The sequence below is a fragment of the Variovorax sp. GW821-FHT09D05 genome, assembly GCF_059416325.1.
Genome location: NZ_JBWKOZ010000021.1, coordinates 1 through 18,479 on the forward strand (window position 1 = coordinate 1; position 18,479 = coordinate 18,479).

18 protein-coding genes are annotated in these 18,479 nt (G+C 67.5%); 11 read left to right on the forward strand and 7 right to left on the reverse strand.

Going from position 1 to position 18,479, the window contains the following annotated elements:
- The first annotated feature begins 151 nt into the window (after positions 1-151).
- The 4 genes from AC07O3_RS34030 (at position 152) to AC07O3_RS34045 (ending at position 3,886) form a co-directional block, all read left to right on the forward strand.
- On the forward strand, positions 152-1,045 hold the full coding sequence (locus AC07O3_RS34030) for a TauD/TfdA dioxygenase family protein (protein ID WP_495341471.1): 894 nt from the start codon (positions 152-154) through the stop codon (positions 1,043-1,045).
- Positions 1,046-1,067: 22 nt separating this feature from the next.
- Positions 1,068-2,078, forward strand: coding sequence for an ABC transporter substrate-binding protein (locus AC07O3_RS34035; RefSeq protein ID WP_495341472.1), 1,011 nt, complete (start codon positions 1,068-1,070; stop codon positions 2,076-2,078).
- A gap of 66 nt (positions 2,079-2,144) precedes the next feature.
- Complete coding sequence (locus tag AC07O3_RS34040; RefSeq protein WP_495341473.1) at positions 2,145-3,020, forward strand: ABC transporter ATP-binding protein; 876 nt, start codon at positions 2,145-2,147, stop codon at positions 3,018-3,020.
- Complete coding sequence (locus AC07O3_RS34045) at positions 3,017-3,886, forward strand: ABC transporter permease (RefSeq protein WP_495341474.1); 870 nt, start codon at positions 3,017-3,019, stop codon at positions 3,884-3,886. Before AC07O3_RS34040 ends, AC07O3_RS34045 begins: the two co-directional genes overlap by 4 nt.
- Here AC07O3_RS34045 and AC07O3_RS34050 read toward each other — a convergent pair whose 3' ends face one another.
- Complete coding sequence (locus AC07O3_RS34050; protein WP_093172984.1) at positions 3,887-4,279, reverse strand: DUF5329 family protein; 393 nt, start codon at positions 4,277-4,279, stop codon at positions 3,887-3,889.
- A gap of 114 nt (positions 4,280-4,393) precedes the next feature.
- Between AC07O3_RS34050 and hisN the strand changes: the two genes are divergently transcribed.
- From hisN to AC07O3_RS34075, 5 genes are read left to right on the forward strand one after another with little or no spacing between them, the layout of a single operon-like run.
- Complete coding sequence (gene hisN / locus AC07O3_RS34055) at positions 4,394-5,170, forward strand: histidinol-phosphatase (RefSeq protein ID WP_307616339.1); 777 nt, start codon at positions 4,394-4,396, stop codon at positions 5,168-5,170.
- Between the two features lie 10 nt (positions 5,171-5,180).
- A complete protein-coding gene (locus tag AC07O3_RS34060) occupies positions 5,181-5,375 on the forward strand; it encodes a DUF2905 domain-containing protein (protein WP_056509065.1) in 195 nt (64 codons plus the stop codon).
- 17 nt (positions 5,376-5,392) lie between these two features.
- Complete coding sequence (locus tag AC07O3_RS34065; RefSeq protein ID WP_093172980.1) at positions 5,393-6,319, forward strand: ROK family protein; 927 nt, start codon at positions 5,393-5,395, stop codon at positions 6,317-6,319.
- 28 nt (positions 6,320-6,347) lie between these two features.
- Positions 6,348-7,874, forward strand: coding sequence for a tetratricopeptide repeat protein (locus AC07O3_RS34070; RefSeq protein ID WP_093078661.1), 1,527 nt, complete (start codon positions 6,348-6,350; stop codon positions 7,872-7,874).
- On the forward strand, positions 7,871-8,317 hold the full coding sequence (locus AC07O3_RS34075; protein WP_093056135.1) for a DUF1877 family protein: 447 nt from the start codon (positions 7,871-7,873) through the stop codon (positions 8,315-8,317). The genes AC07O3_RS34070 and AC07O3_RS34075 overlap by 4 nt, the downstream gene beginning before the upstream one ends.
- Before the next feature lie 15 nt (positions 8,318-8,332).
- Here the strand turns inward: AC07O3_RS34075 and AC07O3_RS34080 are convergent, their stop codons facing one another.
- The gene (locus tag AC07O3_RS34080) at positions 8,333-9,778 is read right to left on the reverse strand and encodes an aminotransferase-like domain-containing protein (protein ID WP_495341475.1); all 1,446 of its coding nucleotides are present in this window, start codon (positions 9,776-9,778) and stop codon (positions 8,333-8,335) included.
- A gap of 172 nt (positions 9,779-9,950) precedes the next feature.
- Here AC07O3_RS34080 and AC07O3_RS34085 point away from each other — a divergent pair, with 172 nt between their 5' ends.
- Complete coding sequence (locus tag AC07O3_RS34085; RefSeq protein WP_495341476.1) at positions 9,951-10,280, forward strand: hypothetical protein; 330 nt, start codon at positions 9,951-9,953, stop codon at positions 10,278-10,280.
- Between the two features lie 84 nt (positions 10,281-10,364).
- On the opposite strand, the gene otsA is transcribed toward AC07O3_RS34085, so the two are convergent.
- From otsA to AC07O3_RS34110, 5 genes are all read right to left on the reverse strand, one after another.
- Positions 10,365-11,750, reverse strand: coding sequence for an alpha,alpha-trehalose-phosphate synthase (UDP-forming) (otsA, locus tag AC07O3_RS34090; RefSeq protein WP_093056131.1), 1,386 nt, complete (start codon positions 11,748-11,750; stop codon positions 10,365-10,367).
- Positions 11,747-13,669 carry a glycoside hydrolase family 15 protein gene (locus tag AC07O3_RS34095; RefSeq protein WP_093056129.1) on the reverse strand — a complete coding sequence of 641 codons (1,923 nt, stop codon included), beginning with the start codon at positions 13,667-13,669 and terminating at the stop codon, positions 11,747-11,749. Before AC07O3_RS34095 ends, otsA begins: the two co-directional genes overlap by 4 nt.
- Positions 13,666-14,463: a trehalose-phosphatase gene (otsB, locus tag AC07O3_RS34100; protein ID WP_093056127.1), complete on the reverse strand. Its 798-nt coding sequence runs from the start codon at positions 14,461-14,463 to the stop codon at positions 13,666-13,668. Before otsB ends, AC07O3_RS34095 begins: the two co-directional genes overlap by 4 nt.
- Positions 14,464-14,540: 77 nt before the next feature.
- The gene (locus tag AC07O3_RS34105) at positions 14,541-16,373 is read right to left on the reverse strand and encodes an ATP-binding response regulator (protein WP_495341477.1); all 1,833 of its coding nucleotides are present in this window, start codon (positions 16,371-16,373) and stop codon (positions 14,541-14,543) included.
- A 45-nt stretch (positions 16,374-16,418) separates the two neighbouring features.
- Positions 16,419-17,585, reverse strand: coding sequence for a multifunctional CCA addition/repair protein (locus AC07O3_RS34110; RefSeq protein ID WP_495341478.1), 1,167 nt, complete (start codon positions 17,583-17,585; stop codon positions 16,419-16,421).
- A 166-nt stretch (positions 17,586-17,751) separates the two neighbouring features.
- Here AC07O3_RS34110 and AC07O3_RS34115 point away from each other — a divergent pair, with 166 nt between their 5' ends.
- Positions 17,752-18,477 carry an OmpW/AlkL family protein gene (locus AC07O3_RS34115; protein ID WP_093056120.1) on the forward strand — a complete coding sequence of 242 codons (726 nt, stop codon included), beginning with the start codon at positions 17,752-17,754 and terminating at the stop codon, positions 18,475-18,477.
- Positions 18,478-18,479 lie beyond the last annotated feature (2 nt).

Here is an 18,479-nt window from a genome sequence, read left to right on the forward strand (position 1 = left end):
CCTTTTCTTTGCTTACTTTCTTTTGGCGAAGCAAAAGAAAGTGAGTCGGCCGCCGGGCCGAGACCCGGCCCCGGAACCCAAACATCCAAAGTCATAAGCTATCAACGAAGAGTTCGTTGGGAAACAACAAACCGGCCCCTACATTCCCGGCATGACAGCCGTTCTTTCCAGCAGCAGGCCCGAGCCCGCCGCACAGCACTTCGAAGTGCGCCCCTTCGATGCCCCGGTCGGCGCCGAAATCATCGGCCTCGACATCTCGAAGCCAATCAGCACCGAAGACTTCGTCCGAATCCACAAAGCCCACCTCGACCACCACGTCCTGGTATTCCGCGACCAGCAGATCACCCCGCAGGAGCACATCGACTTCAGCCGCCGCTTCGGCCCGCTCGAAATCCACGTCCTGCACCAATTCCAGCTGAAGAACCACCCCGAGATCCTCATCGTCTCCAATATCAAGGAGAACGGCGAGCCCATCGGCCTTGGCGACGCAGGCGTCTACTGGCATTCCGACATTTCGTACAAACCCAACCCCAGCCTGGGCTCCCTGCTGCACGCGCAGGAGCTGCCGAGCGAAGGCGGCGACACGCTGTTCGCCGACCAGCATCTCGCATGGGAGTCGCTGAGCCCCGAGCTGCAGCAGCGCATCCTGCCGCTGAAGGCCGAGCACAGCTACCTCGCCAAATACGAAGAGCTGCGCGCGAAGAACCCGTGGCGGCCGAAGCTCTCGCAAGCGCAGATCGATCAGGTCGCCCCAGCCGTCCAGCCCGTGGTGCGCACACACCCCGAGACAGGCCGCAAGGCGCTGTTCGTCAGCGAGCACTTCACCACGCGCATCGTCGGTTTGCCGCAGGCCGAAAGCGACGCCTTGCTCGCCGAGCTGTTCGCGCACAGCGTGAAGCCCGAGTTCGTCTATCGCCACCAGTGGGCGCCGCACGACCTCGTGTTCTGGGACAACCGCTCGCTGATGCACCTCGCAGCGGGTACGCCAGACCACCTGCGCCGCCGCCTCAACCGCACCACCATCGTCGGCGACACGCCTTTCTGATTTCTCTTCCGGACCCCCGTCAATGAACCGCTTCACCCGCAAAGCCGCCGCGCTCGTCACCGGCCTCGGCCTTCTCGTTGGCAGCCTCGCTGCGCATGCCGAAGGCCAGATCCGCATCGCCGAGCAATTCGGCATCGTCTATCTGCTGCTCAACGTCGCGCAGGAGCAGAAGCTCATCGAGAAGCACGCGAAGGCCGCGGGCGTCGATGCCAAGGTCGAATGGGTCAAGCTCTCGGGCGGCTCGGCCGTCAACGACGCGCTGCTGTCCGGCAACATCGAGATCGCGGGTGCCGGCGTGGGCCCGCTGCTCACGCTGTGGGATCGCACCAAGGGCAAGCAGAACGTGAAGGGCGTGGCCTCGCTGGGCAACTTCCCGTACTACCTGGTGAGCAACAACCCGAACGTGAAGACGATCGCCGACTTCACCGACAAGGACCGCATCGCGCTGCCCGCCGTGGGCGTGTCGGTGCAGTCGCGCGTGCTGCAGTTCGCCTCGGCCAAGCTGTGGGGCGACAAGGAGTTCAACCGGCTCGACAAGATCAGCGTGGCGCTGCCGCACCCCGATGCGGCTGCGGCCATCATCAAGGGCGGCACGGAGATCACGGGGCACTTCGGCAATCCGCCGTTCCAGGAGCAGGAGCTTGCGGGCAATCCGAACGCGCACATCGTGCTCAACTCGTACCAGGTGCTGGGCGGTCCGTCGTCGGCGACGGTGCTTTATGCCACCGAGAAATTCCGCAGCGAGAACCCGAAGACGTACAAGGCCTTTGTCGATGCGCTCGACGAGGCGGCGAAGTTCGTCACGGCCAACCCTGAGAAGGCGGCCGACATCTACCTGAAAGTGAGCAACGCGAAGCTCGACCGCGATCTGCTGCTGAAGATCATCAAGAACCCCGAGGTGCAGTTCAAGACCACGCCGCAGAACACGTATCCGCTGGCGGAGTTCATGCACCGCGTGGGCGCGATCAAGAACAAGCCGGCTTCGGTGAAGGATTACTTCTTCGACGATGCGCAGAATTCGTCGGGGAATTGATCGATGAGCACGGCAGCGGCTTTGCCTTCCCGGGGTGACTCCCTCTCACATCGGGAGAGGGCGGGGGTGAGGGGGGAGCCTTCGGCATCGCCCGCAGCCCTCACCCCAACCCTCTCCCGCGAGCGAGAGAGGGAGAGGGAGAGGGAGAGGGAGAGGGGGCAAGAAAGCGCACCGCTGCTACAGGTGGACAAGGTCAGCCTCGAATACCGCACCCCCGAGCGAGTCGTCCGCGCCACGCACCGCGTGAGTTTCGACGTCCACGCCGCCGACCGTTTCGTGCTGCTCGGCCCCTCGGGCTGCGGCAAGTCCACGCTGCTGAAGGCCGTGGCGGGCTTCATCCCGCCGGTCGAAGGCGAGATCCGCCTCGAAGGCCAGCGCGTGACGCAGCCCGGCCCCGACCGCATCGTCGTGTTCCAGGAGTTCGACCAGCTGCCGCCGTGGAAGACCGTGAAGCAGAACGTGATGTTCCCGCTGCTGGCTTCGCGCACGCTCGGCAAGAAGGAAGCCGCCGAACGCGCGCTGCACTACCTCGACAAGGTCGGCCTTGCAAAGTTTGCCGATGTGCATCCGCACCAGCTTTCAGGTGGCATGAAGCAGCGCGTGGCGATTGCACGCGCGCTTGCGATGCAGCCGCGCGTGCTGCTGATGGACGAACCCTTTGCCGCACTCGACGCGCTCACGCGCCGCAAGATGCAGCAGGAACTGCTCGAGCTGTGGGACGAGGTGCGCTTCACGCTGCTGTTCGTCACGCACTCGATCGAAGAGGCTCTGGTGGTGGGCAACCGCATCGCGCTGCTTTCGCCGCACCCGGGGCGCATGCGCGCCGAGATCAACAGCCACGGCTTTTCGCTTGCGAGCCTGGGCGGTGCCGAGTTCCAAAGCACGGCGCAGCGCATCCACGACATGCTTTTCGAAGAAGAGCACGAGGAGGCCGCGGCATGAGCGCGATCGTTCCTCCCATCCGCCCCGAGTACGAGCGCACGCTCGGGCCCTTCACCGAGCTGCCGGTCGAACGCACGCTGCCCCCGGGCGCGCGTATCTGGTCGCAGGCCTGGCTGCGCAAGGGGCTGATCCTCGCCGTCATCGCCGTGCTGTGGGAGCTTGCGGCCCGCTGGCAGAACAACGACCTGCTGCTGCCCACCTTCACCGCCACGGCGAGCGCGCTGTTCGAAGGGCTTGCCAGCGGCGAGCTGATCGAGAAGGTGCGCATCTCGCTGGCCGTGTTGCTGCAGGGCTACCTCGCCGGCGTGCTGCTGGCATTCGCGCTCACCACGCTCGCCGTGTCGACGCAGATCGGCCGCGACCTGCTGGACACGCTAACTTCGATGTTCAACCCGCTGCCCGCCATCGCGCTGCTGCCGCTGGCGTTGCTGTGGTTCGGGCTGGGGCGCGGCAGCCTCGTGTTCGTGCTGATCCACTCGGTGCTGTGGCCGCTGGCGCTCAACACCTATGCGGGCTTCCAGGGCGTGCCCGAAACGCTGCGCATGGCGGGGCGCAACTACGGGCTGAAGGGCCTGCGCTACGTGTTGCAGATCCTGGTGCCGGCTGCGCTGCCGTCGATCCTGTCGGGCCTGAAGATCGGCTGGGCCTTTGCCTGGCGTACGCTGATCGCGGCCGAACTGGTGTTCGGCGCCTCGTCGGGCAAGGGCGGGCTGGGCTGGTACATCTTCCAGAACCGCAACGAGCTGTACACCGACCGCGTGTTCGCGGGCCTTGCGATGGTGGTGCTGATCGGCCTGCTGGTCGAGAGTCTGGGCTTCAAGACGCTGGAGCGGCTCACGGTGCGCCGCTGGGGCCAGCAGCGCTAGCTAACCGCTGGTCTTCTTCGCGGCTTGCCGCATCGAGCGCAGCTCGCCGTTGAGGAACTCGTTGGCGTCGCGCACCGTGCCGTTGTTGAGCTTCACCTTGTAGGCCTGCCCCGTCATCTCCGAGCGCGAGGCGCAGCGCTCGATGAAGTCTTCGGCCGTCACCAGCTCCTTTTTGAAGTAGTCGTACTTCGCCTGCATGTGCTTGGCGGCGTCGGCGGCGGTGTATTCGTTGCCGTTGCGCAGGAAGACCATGGCCGACATCTTCGAGACGCGCTGGATCAGCGTGTCGATCAGCTTGTCCTCGGCGTCGGAAGGGGTGGCGTGCGCCAGCAGGGCCGAGGCGCCGAGCAGGAGGGCGAGCAGCGTGGTGCGCAGGAATTTGAGCGAGGCCATTTGTTTTGTCTCCTGGCAATTTTCGGGCCATGCTAGGACCGGCGCCCCCGCCGTGTCAAACCCGGCCCGGCTCGGGTCTAATCGCAGGTTTTGGCATGTGTTAACCACTCTCCCATGAGCTCCTCGACCCCCGATCTTTCGTCGATTGCCCAGGCGCTGGCCGATGCCGCCGCAGCGCAGTCGATGCACTACTTTCGTACGCCGCTGGACATCATCACCAAGGCCGACGAAAGCCCGGTCACGCTGGCCGACCGCGCCGCCGAGACGGCCATGCGCGAAATCCTTGGCGCGCGGGTGCCGGCCGACGGCATCTACGGCGAGGAGCACGGCCCCGAGCGGCTCGACGCAGAGCGCGTCTGGGTGCTCGACCCCATCGACGGCACGCGCAGCTTCATCACCGGCTCACCGCTGTGGGGCACGCTGATCGGTGTGCTGCAGGGCGGCCGCATCGTGCTGGGCGTGGTCGACATGCCGGTGCTCAAGGAGCGCTGGATCGGCGAGGCCGGCAAGGGCGCCACGCGCGACGGCCAGCCCGTGCGCGCCAGCAGCTGCACCGAGGTGGCCAAGGCCCGCATCGTCACCACCTCGCCCGACATCTTCGCGCCAGCCGACTGGACTGCCTTCGACCGGCTCAGCCGCCAGTGCGCGATGCGCCGCTTCGGCGGCGACTGCTACGGCTACGCCCAGCTGGCGGGCGGCACCATCGACCTCGTGGTCGAGACCGGCCTGCAGCCTTATGACTACCTCGGCCCCGCCGGTCTGATCGAGGCCGCGGGCGGCGTCATCACCGACTGGCAGGGCCAGCCGCTGGGGCTGAAGTCAGACGGGCGGGTGATTGCGGCGGCAACGCCCGAACTCCACCGGCAAGCGATGGCCATCCTCTCGGCCTAGACTGTCGAACATGTTCCGCTGGCTGATCGTCGTCGTCCTCGCACTGGTGCTCATGAGCGGCCTGACCGCCTGGCTGCGCCGCTTCGGCTTCGGACGGCTGCCCGGCGATTTCGAGTTCCGCGCCTTCGGCCGCGAGTGGCAACTGCCGATTGCCAGCACCGTGGTGCTCAGCATGATCGCGGCGCTGGTCGCGCGTCTTCTGTAGAGAAAAGACAAACAGCAATGAGAGCCTGCGTAGACATCGGCGGCACCAAGGTGGCCGTAAGCCTTTCCGCTTCGAGCGACGCGCCGCTGATCGGCCGCCGCAGCGAACCCACGGCCAAGACCGGCGACAACGACGCGGTGGCGGTGCAGATCATGCGGATGATCGACGAGGTCTGCGCGGAGCAAGGCATCGATGCCGCAACCATCGACCGCGTGGGCGTGTCGTCGACCGGGCCTTTCGAGCTGCGCGACGGTCTGGTCGAACTCGCCACTCCCAATATCTGCGGTGGCATCGCTGGGCCATCGCGCGGCCTGCCCAATGCGTGGATGACCGCAATCATCGAGGCTCCTCTGGTCCAGCGTTTCGGCAGCGTCCGGGTCGAGAACGACGCCGTGGCAGCACTCGAGGCCGAGCGCCATTGGGGCGCGCTCAAGGGCCTGGACAACTGCGCCTATGCCACTTGGAGCACCGGCGTGGGCGTTGGCCTTTGTGTCGATGGCAAGGCCCTGCGCGGCAAGAACGGCAATGCTGGTCACGCGGGGCATAGTTTCGTGGTCGACGACGACAGCGGTGCGCTTTGCGGCTGTGGCAACTACGGCGACGTCGAGGCATTGGCGGGCGGCAATTCGATCGGGCACCGTTTCGGGCAGTCTGCCGCCGATCTGTTCTCTGCCGCATCCGCTGGTGAACCCAAGGCGCTGGAAACGGCGGAGGCCCTGTGTCGCGTGTTCGGGCGGATGCTCTACAACATGGTCATTACCCTCGACCTGCAGCGCATCAGCTTGGGTGGCAGCGTGTTCTGGCACCACCGCGACTTCGTGCTGCCACGGCTGCAGGCACAGGTCGACGGCAAGCTGCTCCCGCTTACGCGTGGTGTGACGCTCGTGCCCGCCGGCCTGGGCGACAAGGTCGGTGACTACGCCGCACTGGCGCTGCTCGACTGAACGGCCACCGTACGATCCGGCGAACACCATGACCCTGCTGCCTCGCCGTCGCTCCTATGCCTACCTGCTGTGGCTGGTGGGCGGCTTCATCGGGGCGCATCGCTTCTATCTCGGGAGCTACCTGGGCGGCGCGGCGCAACTGGCGCTGCTGCTGTATGGCGTCGCCGGCCTGCCGGGATCGCGCTTCGGCCTGGCGCTTGTGCTGCCGTGGATGCTGTTCGACGTCTACTGGATCTACCGGCGGATGAAGCAGCAGGACGGGGCCGCTGTCGAAGATGGTGAAGAAGCTCCGGCCCGCCAGCGCGCCCGTCGCGCCGGGACACGGGAGGCCAAGGAATACGACCTCGCCGCCCTCGCTGAAGCCAACAAGCTGCAGGAGCGCTTCGTGGCCGCCGCCGAGGCCGAAGACTGGGCCGGAGCCGTCGCCATCGCCGAGCAGATCGTTGCCACCGCGCGCCGCGTGTTCAAGGGCCCGCACCAGAACCTCGCGATGACGCTGTGCATGCTCGGCCAGGCCTGCTACCAGTTCAAGGCCTTCGACAGGGCCCGGGCCAGCCTGGAGGAAAGCCTTTCCATCGGCCGCAAGATCGGCATGCCGGCGGAAGACATGGACATCGCCCGCAAGGCGCTGGACCTGACCCTGACCGGCATCGCCGAACGCAAGGCCCACGGCGCTGCGTCCGACGAAGAAGGCGCGCTGCTGAACCTGCTCGAAGACCGCGACGCGCGCTACCGCGACGCACTGGCCCAGGGCGACCTGCCCCGGGCCGAGAAGTTCTGCGCCGAAGCCGTCGCCGCCAGTCGCCGGCTGTACGGCGGCGCGGACAGGGCCGTGGTGCTCCAGCTGGCCAGCTATGCGGAACTGTGCCGACGGCTGCAGTGGTACGACAAGGCGCAGGCCTCGGCGGACGAGGCCCTGGCCATGATCGGGCTGCTCGGCCTCGACGACAGCTGGCGGCGCGGGCCGACCAACACCCTGGCGCTGCTGCATGCTGCGGCCGGGCGGGCCGAAGAGGCCGAAGCGCTCTACAAGAAGACCATCGCCATGGCGGTGGCCGAAGCCCGGGGCGGCTCCAGCGATGGTGTAGTGCGCGCATTCAACAACCTGGCGTTTCTCTATGCCGAGTCCGGCCAGGACGCCAAAGCCGAGCTTTGCTACGCGCGCGCCCTCGTGCATCTGGACAAGCTCCCGCCGGGTGAGGGCGACGCCGAACTGCACTCCGACATGCTCAACAACTTCGCCAGCCTGTTCATGGCGCGCCGCGAATTCGACAAGGCCAGGCCGCTGTTCGAGCGCTCGCTCGACATCCAGCAGGGCAGCTGCCGGGGCATTTCCCAGGCGGCCGCAACCGCCCACAACGACCTGGGCCTGATCGCGCAGGAAGAGGGCGACTTGCGCCAGGCGCTGATGCATTTCAAGCGCACGCTGCTGCTCAACCAGATCTGCGCGCCCGACCACTTCAGGAACATCGACAACGCGCAGCGCAACATCGACAGCGTGAGCATGGTGCTCGCCACGGTCGCTCGCGCCGCACGCATGGAACCCAGCACATGAGCATCGGCGGCGCCTTCTACGCCCTGGACCGCTACCGGCTGCGCGCGCTGGTGATCGATCCGTCCACCGTGTCGGGCTTCCTGCATTCGCCGGCCGCGCAGGGCGGCCCGCACGACAGCCAGACGGTGGAGCAGGCCTGGGACGTGGTGCGCACGCTGCTGCCCGAGGCGGTTGACGGCGAGGAGCTCGACGGCACCGACGGGCTGGGCTGCATCTATCTCACGGCCGCCCACGTCGAGCGCACCGCGGCCCGGCTCGCGCAGCGCGACGTGGCGGAACTGATGGGTCGCTTCACCGGCGAGCCGGCGAAGTTCAGTGAACTCTACTGGGCCAAGGTCTGGCAGGACGGCGCCCGGGACCTCGAGGGCTTCATGGAAGGCGTGAAGCGCTTCTTCGCCGGCGCGGCCGCAAGGCGCGACGCCGTCGTGTTCTACATCGTCTGAATCGCCGGCTGGCTGCTAGTGCGGCGGCCGCACGGCCGACACGATCTCGCCCAGCCGCCGCAGCCCCGCATCCACCGCCTTCGAATACGGCCAGCCGCAGTTGATGCGCAGGTAGTTGTCGAAGCGCCCCGAGTTCGAAAACTGCGCGCCCGGCGCCACCAGCATGTGTTCGCGCAGCGCCGCGTCGAACACGTCCACCGACGAGCGTTGCCCGGGTAGCTCGACCCACAGCTGCAGCCCGCCGCGCGGCAGGTTCAGCCGCGTGCCCGACGGAAAGTATTTGGCGATGGCATCCGCCGTCTGGTCGCGCTGCACGTGCAGCCGCTCGCGCAGCCGGCGCAGGTGGCGGTCGTAGCCGCCGCTCGCGACGAACTCGCCCGCGGCGATCTGCGCCAGCGCCTCGTTGTTGCGGGTCTGCGCGTACTTGAGCATTTCCACCTGCGCGTGCCAGCGCCCGGCGGTGATCCAGCCCAGCCGCAGCCCCGGCGCCAGCACCTTGTGCAGCGAGGCGCAATAGATCACGTTGCCCGTGCGGTCCCACGACTTCACCGCGCGCAGCGGCGCGTCGCTTTCCACGAGGTCGCTGTAGGTGTCGTCTTCGACCAGCGCGATGCCGTGGCTCTCGCACAGGTGCACCAGCCGCTGCTTGTGGGCGTCGGGCATCACGCTGCCGATGGGGTTCTGCAGGTGCGGCACCACCACCACGGCCTTGATGTCGTCGTAGGTGTGGATGGCGAGGTCGAGCGCTTCCAGGGAGATGCCCGTTTGCGGGCTGGTCGGAATCTCCAGTGCGCGCAGCCCCAGGCTTTCGAGCACCTGCAGCAGGCCGTAGAAGGTGGGCGACTCCACGGCTACCGTGTCGCCGGGCTTGGCGATGGCGCGCAGCGCGAGGTTCAGGGCCTCGATGCAGCCGTTGGTGACGAGCACTTCGTCGGGCGGCACCGTCATGCCCACGCGCAGGCTGCGCTGTGCCAGCGCTTCGCGGAACTGCTCGTGGCCTTTCTGCGACGAGGCGGTGGTCAGCAGCTCGGGCCGCTGTCGCAGTGCGCGCGTCATCGAGTTGCGCAGGGCCTCGGCGGGATACAGCTCGGGAGCCGCGCGGGCGATGGCGAAGTTGAGCTTCACGCCCGTGTGCCGGCCACGCGCCATGAAGTTGGCCATGCGCGTGCGCATGCTGACGAACTGTGCGGGGTCGGGCGGCACGTCGGCAATCGGCTCTTCCATCGGCGCGATGGCCAGCCGCTGTGGCCGCCGCACGAAGTAGCCCGAACGGTCGCGGGCCTCGACCCAGCCGTCGCTTTCCATCGCGCGGCAGACCTGCAGCGCGGTCGACAGGCTGATGTCGTGCAGCCGCATCAGGCTGCGCAGCGAGGGCAGCTTGTCGCCCTGCTTGAGGGAGCCGGTGTGGATCGCGTCCACATAGTGCGCGGAGAGCTGGCGGTAGAGCGGTAGCGAGTCCATGGGGTCGATGTTCCCCGTATCGGGCATCCGAAAACAGATGCAGTTGCTAGGGAAAACGACCATAACAGATGCGTCGGCGGCACCGCTGTTACGGTCGCAATAGCCATGGCGTGTGCCTGTTTTTTAGGCGACGGAATTTCTACGATGAACCCTCATTCACCCGAGGTTCGCCATGATCACCACCCTCTCCCAAGCGCCCGATTCCATCGTTCTCGAACCCGGCCAGTCCCTGCGCACCTCGGTCGATGCCGGGGCCTGGCTCCAGTTGGCCGAGGGCCGCGCCCGGGTCGTGTCGCCGCCCGGATGGTTCGGCGAGACCGTGTTCATGGCCGAGACGCTGCTCGAGGAAGGCGAGGTGCATCGGCTGCCGCACGGCGGCTGGATCGAAGTGTCTGCGCTGACGGCGGTGCATTTGCGGGTGCACGTGCCGCCGGTTGGGCAGGTTTCAGCTGTGGAGGCGCGGCCTGTGATGCGCTTTGTGCGTCTGCTTACTGGCTGGTAGGGGACTTGTTCGGGGTGCGTGCGAATGACACCGGGTACTCCCCTCCGCGAATGTCCCCCGTCGGCGTGATCGCACCCCGAACAATCAACGTTCGCTAGCCGCTTCCCGCAGCGCCTCGAGAAAGCTATTCCGCCACCAGTGAATATCCTGCTCACGAATACGCGACAACAACTTCTGATGCCGTTCGCGCCGCTCCTCCAGCGGCATCTGCAGCGCCTGCTGCACAGTCTCCGCTGTGCCGTGCGTGTCGTACGGATTCACCAGCAGCGCTTCCTTCAACTGCTCGGCCGCTCCCGCAAAGCGGGACAGCACCAGCACGCCCGGGTCGGCCGGGTCCTGCGCCGCGATGTATTCCTTCGCGACGAGGTTCATGCCGTCGCGCAGTGGCGTTACAAGCCCCACGGCCGCCGCGCGGCACAGCCCCGGCACACGCTTGCGCGCCACCATGCGGTGGATGTAGCGCACCGGCATCCAGTCGAGTTCGCCGTAGTCGCCGTTGATGGCACCGCAGAGCGATTCGAGCTCCCGCCGGATGTCGCCATACGCGTCGACCGTCTCGCGCGTGGGCGAGGCGATCTGGATCAGCGTGGCGCTGCGCCGGTTTTCGGGGTAGTTGGCCAGCAGCTCGCGGAACGAACGCACCCGCTGCGGAATACCCTTGGAGTAGTCGAGCCGGTCGATGCCCAGCAGCAGCCGGCGGCTCGAGTACTCGCGCTTCATGGTCTCGTACATGTCGCGCGATTCCTTCGCATGCGTGAGCGCCGCGAATTCGTCGACGTCGATGCCGATGGGAAAGGCGCTGCTTCGCACCGTCTGACCGTAGGCTCGGTACATGTCGTTGCCCAGGTACTCGCCGTGGGCCTCGTTGCGCACGTAGTGCTCGAAGTGCTGCACGTCCTGCTGCGCCTGGAAGCCGATCAGGTCGTACGAGAACAGCGAGCGCATCAGCCACTCGTGCTGCGGGATGGCCGCGGTGATGATCTGCGGCGGCAGCGGAATGTGCAGGAAGAAGCCGATGCGCTGCCTGCAGCCCATGGCGCGCAGCTCGGCTGCCAGCGGGATCAGGTGGTAGTCGTGCACCCAGATGATGTCGTCTTCCTTCAGCAGCGGCAGCAGCTTGCGCGCGAACAGCTGGTTCACGCGCCGGTAGCCGCCGATGAAGCCGGCGTCGAAATGCGCCAGGTCGAGCCGGTTGTGGAACACCGGCCAGAGCACGTCGTTGCTGTAGCCGAGGTAGTAGCTGTCGTGGTCTTCGCGGCTCAGGTCGATGGTGGCCAGCGTTACCTTGCCGGCCTGCTGCCGGTGCAGTTCGCCTTCGCCCGTGGGGCCGCCTTCGATGACCTGCCCGCTCCAGCCGAACCACATGCCGCCGCTTTGCTGCAGGCTTTCGCCGAGCGCCACGGCCAGTCCGCCGGCTGCCGGCTTGCGTGGGTCTGCCACGCGGTTTGAAACGACGACTAGACGGCTCATATGCACGAATCCCAGGGAGCGGACAGGCGCACGGCCGCGTTGATGATGCCGACCATCGAATAGGTCTGCGGAAAGTTGCCCCACATCTCGCCCGTGACCGGGTGCGTGTCTTCCGACAGCAGGCCCAGCGGGTTGCGCGCCGCGAGCATGGTTTCGAAGATCTGGCGCGCCTCGGCCTTGCGGCCGATCTTGGCGAGTGCGTCGATGCGCCAGAAGGTGCAGATGTTGAACGCGGTCTCGGGCTTGCCGAAGTCGTCGGCGGCCTCGTAGCGGCGCATGTAGGGGCCGTCGCACAGCGACTTTTCCATTGCGTCGACCGTCGAGATGAAGCGGGGGTCGCGCGCGTCGATCAGGCCCACCTCCACCATCAGCAGGATGCTCGCGTCGAGCTCGTGCCCGCCGAAGCTCTCCGCAAAGGCCTGGCGCTCTTCGCACCACGACTTGGCGAGGATCTCTTCCTTCATGCGCGCGGCATGGCCGTGCCAGTAGGCGGCGCGCTCGGGCAGGTGCAGCGCGCGGGCGATCTTGCTGAGCCGGTCGCAGGCCGCCCAGCTCATCAGCGCCGAGCTGGTGTGCACGCGGGCGCGGGTGCGCAGCTCCCACATGCCCGCGTCGGGCGTGCCGTAGACGCGCACCGCCTGTTCGCCCACCGCCTCGAGGTGCGGAAACTCCGCCAGCCCCGCGCGGCTGAGCAGCCGGTGATCGTGAAAGGCCTGCGCCGCGCCGAGCACGATGTTGCCGTACACGTCGTGCTGGAAATGCTCCTGCGCCTGGTTGCCCACGCGCACCGGGCCCATGCCGCGATAGCCCGCCAGGTTCTCGACAAAAGACTCGGGCAGCTCGCGCTCCAGCCCGATGCCGTACAGCGGCTGGATGTGCTCGCCGTGCGAGCCGATCACCACGTTGCCCAGCCAGCGCAGGTAGTCTTCCATGGTGCCCACTTCGCTCAGGGAATTGAGCGCGCGCACCACGAAGAACGCGTCGCGCAGCCAGCAGTAGCGGTAGTCCCAGTTGCGCTGGCTGCCCGGCGCCTCGGGAATGCTGGTGGTCATGGCGGCGACGATGGCGCCGGTGTCCTCGTACAGCGAGAGCTTCAGCGTGATGGCCGCGCGGATCACCGCCTCCTGGTACTCGAAGGGAATGGCCAGGCGCTTGCTCCAGGTGCGCCAGTAGGAGATGGTTTCCTGCTCGAACTTGCGCGCGGTGTCGGCAATGCCGTCGAGCAGCGTCTCGTCCACGCCGAACATGAAGTTGTATTCGCGCGAGAGCACGAAGGGCTGGCGCGAGAGGATGTGCGAGATCGATGCGTCGGTGTTCAGCCGCAGCGTCACATCGGGCCCGACGTAGCGGATGTGGTTGCTGCCGCGCGTGACCTCCACCGGCGCCGAGGCGCCCCACTGGAAGCGCGGGTCGAGCGACACGCGGATGCGCGGCGCGCCGGCAATCGGCCGCACGCGGCGCACCATCATCAGCGGGCGGAAGTAGCGCGAGCGGCTGTAGAAACGTGGCGCGAAGTCGGTGATCTCCACGCCCTGGCCCGCGCTGTCGAACAGTTGCGTGCGCAGCACGGCCGTGTTCGGCTCGTACCACTGCTTGGCCTCGGCGAAGTCTTCGATGTCGATGCTCCACGCACCCGCATCTTCGCCGGGGTGCAGCAGTGCGTTGAACACCGGGTCACCGTCGAAGCGCGGCAGGCAGCACCACACGGCACGGCCGCGCGCGTCGATGAGTGCGCTGTAGGCGCAGTTGCCGATCACGCCGACGTTGAGCGAAGGCTCGGCCGGCGGGGCAAAGCCGCGCGGGCCGGGTGCTGCGGCTGCCTGCATGTCGGCCGGCGCGCGGTCGTCCGGGCCGGCCGCGCCTGCCAGCGCCTGGCCGGCGCGATCCTCGGGCGCCACCGGCAGTTGTTGTTCGCTCATCGGGGGCTCCTCGGGGATTCTTCGTTGGTTTTTGCGGGTTTTTGTGTCGCCAGCATGTCGCGTGCCTGCACCAGCCATTCATAGACGGCGCGCGGCGATTCGAGCCGGTGCAGCGCCAGGCTCGGCCCCGAGCCGACCTTGATGGCGATGCCGCCGCGCGGCTGCACTACCGCAAAGCCGCTTTCATCGGTGGTGTCGTCGCCCAGAAAGACCGGCGTGCGGCCCGCGAACGGCGCCTCGGTCATGAAGGCGTCGATGGCGATGCCCTTGTTGACGCCCGTGGGCTTTACCTCAAACACGAACTTGCCGTGCATGAGTTCGAGCTGCGGATGGTTTTCGATGGCGCGCGACATCGCGTCGCGGCATACGGCTTCGAGCTGCGGCGCGAGCCGGTAGTGCAGGGCGATGGCGGCGTGCTTGCGCTCCACCAGCAGGCCTTCGTGCACGCGCGCGAGTTCGTTGGCAATTTCGAGGATGGGAATGAGATCGGGCGGGCGCTGCTCCTGCGTGTGGCCGCTGGCGTTGCGGCGCTGCACGCCGTGCTCGCCGGCCGCGGGCAGCCGCAGCGGTGCGAGAAAGCGGTCGATGGAGTCGATCTGGCGGCCCGACACCACGGCAAGCGCGCCGCCGAGCTGGTCGCGCAGGTCGCTCAGCAGAGGCACGAGGGCAGGCGGAATCTCGATGGCTTCAGGCGTGGGCGCAAGCCCGACCAGCGTACCGTCGAAGTCGAGGAAGAGGGCTGCATCCCGGCCCAACGGAGGAGGCAACTGCAAGTTGCTGGAGGACTTTGGCATCGGGAAAAACCTTAACACGCGTCGAAGCATGCGCGTGTCGGCCAAAACCGGACGTGCGTCGGGGTCAGGGCCGTGAATCAGGCGGCCTTGGGCACCACATCGGCAAGCGCACGCAGCAGCGCCGCGGCGTTCACCGGCTTGAACAGCACCGGCACCCCGGAGGCGCGCACGTGCTGCAGCCGCTCGGGCGAGGTCTCGCCGGTTACCAGCATCAGCGGCGCCTGCAGCCCGAAGCGGCGCTGCAGCCTCAGGCCGACGTCGAGGCCGTTGTCGCCGTTGGAAAGGCGGTAGTCGCACATCAGCAGTGCGAAGGGCCGCTCCTGCACATCGGGCCGGCCCAGCACCTCGACGGCTTCGGTTTCGCTGGCCACCGCGTCCACGGCCAGGTCGTGGGCGTGGAAGAGGCCGGTCATGGCCTCGCGGATCTCCGCTTCGTCGTCGATCAGCAGGATGCGTGCGCGTGTCGCATGGATCACCGCCTCGGGCGAAGCAGCGGCGCTGCGGAAAGCTGCGGCCGGCTCGACGTCGGCCACCAGGGGCGCCGCGGCCGGCAGCTGGATGCGGAAGCGCGAGCCACCGCCCAGGCGCGACTTCACCTGCACCGGATGCTGCAGCAGGCGCGAGAGCCGCTGCACGATCGACAGGCCGATGCCCAGGCCCTGCGCGCGGTCGCGGCCCGGGTTCTGCACCTGGTAGTACTCCTCGAACACGCGCTCGTGCTGCTCGGGCGCGATGCCGATGCCGGTGTCGAGCACTTCGATCCACACCATGTCGCCGCGCGAACGGGCCCGCACCGCGACGCCGCCGCGTGCCGTGTACTTCAGCGCGTTGTCGACGAGGTTCGAGAGCATGCGGTACAGCAGCTGCGGATCGCTGCGCACCCACAGGCCGCTGGCGCGCACCCGCAATTGCAATTGCCGTTGCTCGGCCTGCGCCGCGAACATGTGGTTGAGCGAGCGGAACAGCGCGTCCAGCGACACGGACCCGACGGCCGGCATGACCACGCCAGCGTCGAGGCGCGACACGTCGAGCATGGTGTCCAGCGAATTGCCCAGTGCATTTACCGCGCGCATCAGCCGCTGCGCGTTGCGCCCGCCATGGTGCTCGCGCAGCTCGTTCTCCAGCGCGGCGCCGAACAGGGCGATGGCATGCAGCGGCTGGCGCAGGTCGTGGCTGGCGGTGGCGAGGAAGCGCGTCTTCTCGGCGCTGGCGCGTTCGGCGACGGCAATCTGCTTGCCGAGCTGCGCGGCCAGCGCCTCGTTCTCGAAGCGCAGCACCAGCGAGTCGGTCAGCAGCTTGTGCTGCTGGTCGCCCACGCGCAGCGTGAACAGCAGGTAGCCCAGGCTGAACACCGCGAGGAAGAAGTGCAGGGCGTCGCCCTGCCAGGCCAGCGCGGCGATCAGGCTCAGCATCATCGGCAGGGTGTAGCCGTACAGCGCGGGCCTGAGCGGCCAAAGCAGCTGCATGGCCCGGGCGCAGCTGCCGATGATGACCACGGTTACCACCGAGGTCACGGGCAGGTCGCCGGCCGAGATGAACAGCAGCGGCGCAGTGGCCGTGACCATGCTCACGGCAGTGACGGTGCGCGAATGCCGGCGCGCCCAGCGCGTCGTGTCCGCGAGCGGCACGCCCTCGTGCCAGCGCGGCATGAAGAAGAGGACGAGGCCGAACGACAGGTGGGCCGCCATCCAGGCCAGGATCCAAAGGCGGGGCTGGTGCACGTACATGGCGGCGCCGAGCGCCGCGCCCAGGCCGAAGTGCACGAACACCGATGCGTTGTAGGCCGCGTACACCGAGGCCACATGCTCGCGCAGCACGCGCAGGCTCAGGTCGTCCGGCCCGGCGGATGGATCGGTCGGATGCTGGGAAGCGTCGGATTCGAGTGCGGGCTTCGGCGCGGTGGCATTCACCCGGTCGATGCTATCGGCCGGGTCTGCTCCGGGAAGTGCCAGAAGTCATGCCCTGGCGGACAGCGACGCCGCGACGGCTTCGACCCGGGCCTGGTGGATCGCCTCGCCGATCTTCGGGCCGGTGGCGCCGGACTGCTGGGCGGCTTTGGCCACCACATCGGTGGCCACGGCCGCTGCCGTCGCCAGCACGGCGAGCAGGCGCTCGCGCTGCGGGTAGGGCGCATCGCCGGAGCCGGGCTGGCCGCGCGAGTCACATTCGCAGGCCAGCAGCGCCTCGGCGAAGCGCGCGGGCTTGCGGAAGGCGTCGCAGCGCTCCAGCAGGCGCACCAAGCCCGTGGCGTCCAGCGCGTCGCTGCCGTCGATGTGGCCATGCTCGCGCGCCACCACCTCGGCCAGTTCGCGGATGTCCACCGGCACGCGCCAGCGGTCGCACACCTGCTGCAGCTGCTTGACGCTCTCGTTGCGCATGAGGCAGGCGAAGCGCACCGCCAGCGAGGCCTGCAGGCGGGCGCTGGCATCGATGACTGCCATCGTTGTTTGCGTGCCGCCGTCGAGCTCGGGCAGCAGCACGGCCAGCGCACCGCATTCGCGCAGCACCTCGAACATGCGCGAGGGGCGCGTTTCCATCAGGCCGCGCGACAGCTCCTGCCACACGCGCTCGGCCACCAGCGCATCGACCTCGCCGGCGGCGACCATCTCGCGCATCAGCGCCATGGTTTCGGGGGCGACGCTGAAGTCGTCGAAGCGTGCCGCGAAGCGCGCCACGCGCAGGATGCGCACCGGGTCTTCGCGGAAGGCGTCGGTCACGTGGCGCAGCACCTTGTCGCGCAGGTCGCGCTGGCCGTGGAAGGGGTCGGCCAGGGTCTCGGGCATGGGGTCGAAGCGGCCGTCGGCGCTCACCAGCTCGGCCGGCAGCGCAATGGCGTTGACGGTCAGGTCGCGGCGCGCGAGGTCTTGCTCCAGCGTGACGTCGGGCGCGGCATGCACGGTGAAGCCGCGGTAGCCCGGCGCGCTCTTGCGTTCGGTGCGGGCCAGCGCGTATTCCTCGCGCGTCTCGGGGTGCAGGAACACCGGAAAGTCGCGTCCCACGGGCAGGTAGCCGCGGGCCACCATTTCTTCGGGCGTGGCGCCGACCACCAGCCAGTCATGGTCGGACACCGGCCGCTGCAGCAGGCGGTCGCGAAGTGCACCTCCAACGAGAAAAATTTTCATAAGTGCAGTGTAGGGATACTCCCGGTACCAAAAAATAGAACGGTCGTTCGATAATCCCCGGAGCGGACCGGGAAATCGTTCGTTCATCGGACGAAATTCAGCGGCAGTCACAAGTCGACGCCCGCATCCGTAGAGGGATATGTCAACCAAAGGAGCAATTCACATCATGAAGAAAACAATGTTTGCGCTGGCGGCTCTGGGTGCCTTGGCATCCGGAAGCGCGATGGCGCAGCAGGCGGGCGACTGGGTCGTCGGCGCGGGCTGGTTCCATCTGTCACCACAGGATTCCAGCAAGCCGCTGACCGTGACCTCGCCCATTCCGAGCGTGCTGGCCGGCTCGGGCGCCAGCGTGAGCGATTCCGACACGGTGGGCCTCAACGCCACCTATTTCCTCGACAGCCACTGGGCGGTGGAAGGCGTGTTCGGCGTGCCGCCGAAGTTCAAGCTCAACGGCACCGGCACCCTCGGCCGCGTCGGACAGCTCGGCGAGGCGCGCCAGTGGAGCCCGACGATCCTGGGCAAGTACTTCTTCAACGAGGGCACCGACGCCTTCCGTCCGTTCGTGGGCCTGGGCGCCACCTACGTCTGGTACAGCGACGTCAAGCTGACCTCGAACCTGCAGAGCGCACTGGCCGGCCAGTTCCACCAGTCGCCGTTCGCTGTGAACACCACGGCCAAGCTCGACAGCAAGTTCGCGCCGGTGATCAACGTGGGCGCGGCCTACCAGTTCGACAAGCACTGGGGCGTCTCGTTCTCGGTGTCGTACATCCCGCTGAAGACCAAGGCCAAGCTGACGACGACCTCGATCTACGGCCTGCCGGTGGCCAATAGCGAAGCCAGCCTGAAGCTGAACCCGATCGTCACCTACGTGGCGGCAACCTACCGGTTCTGATC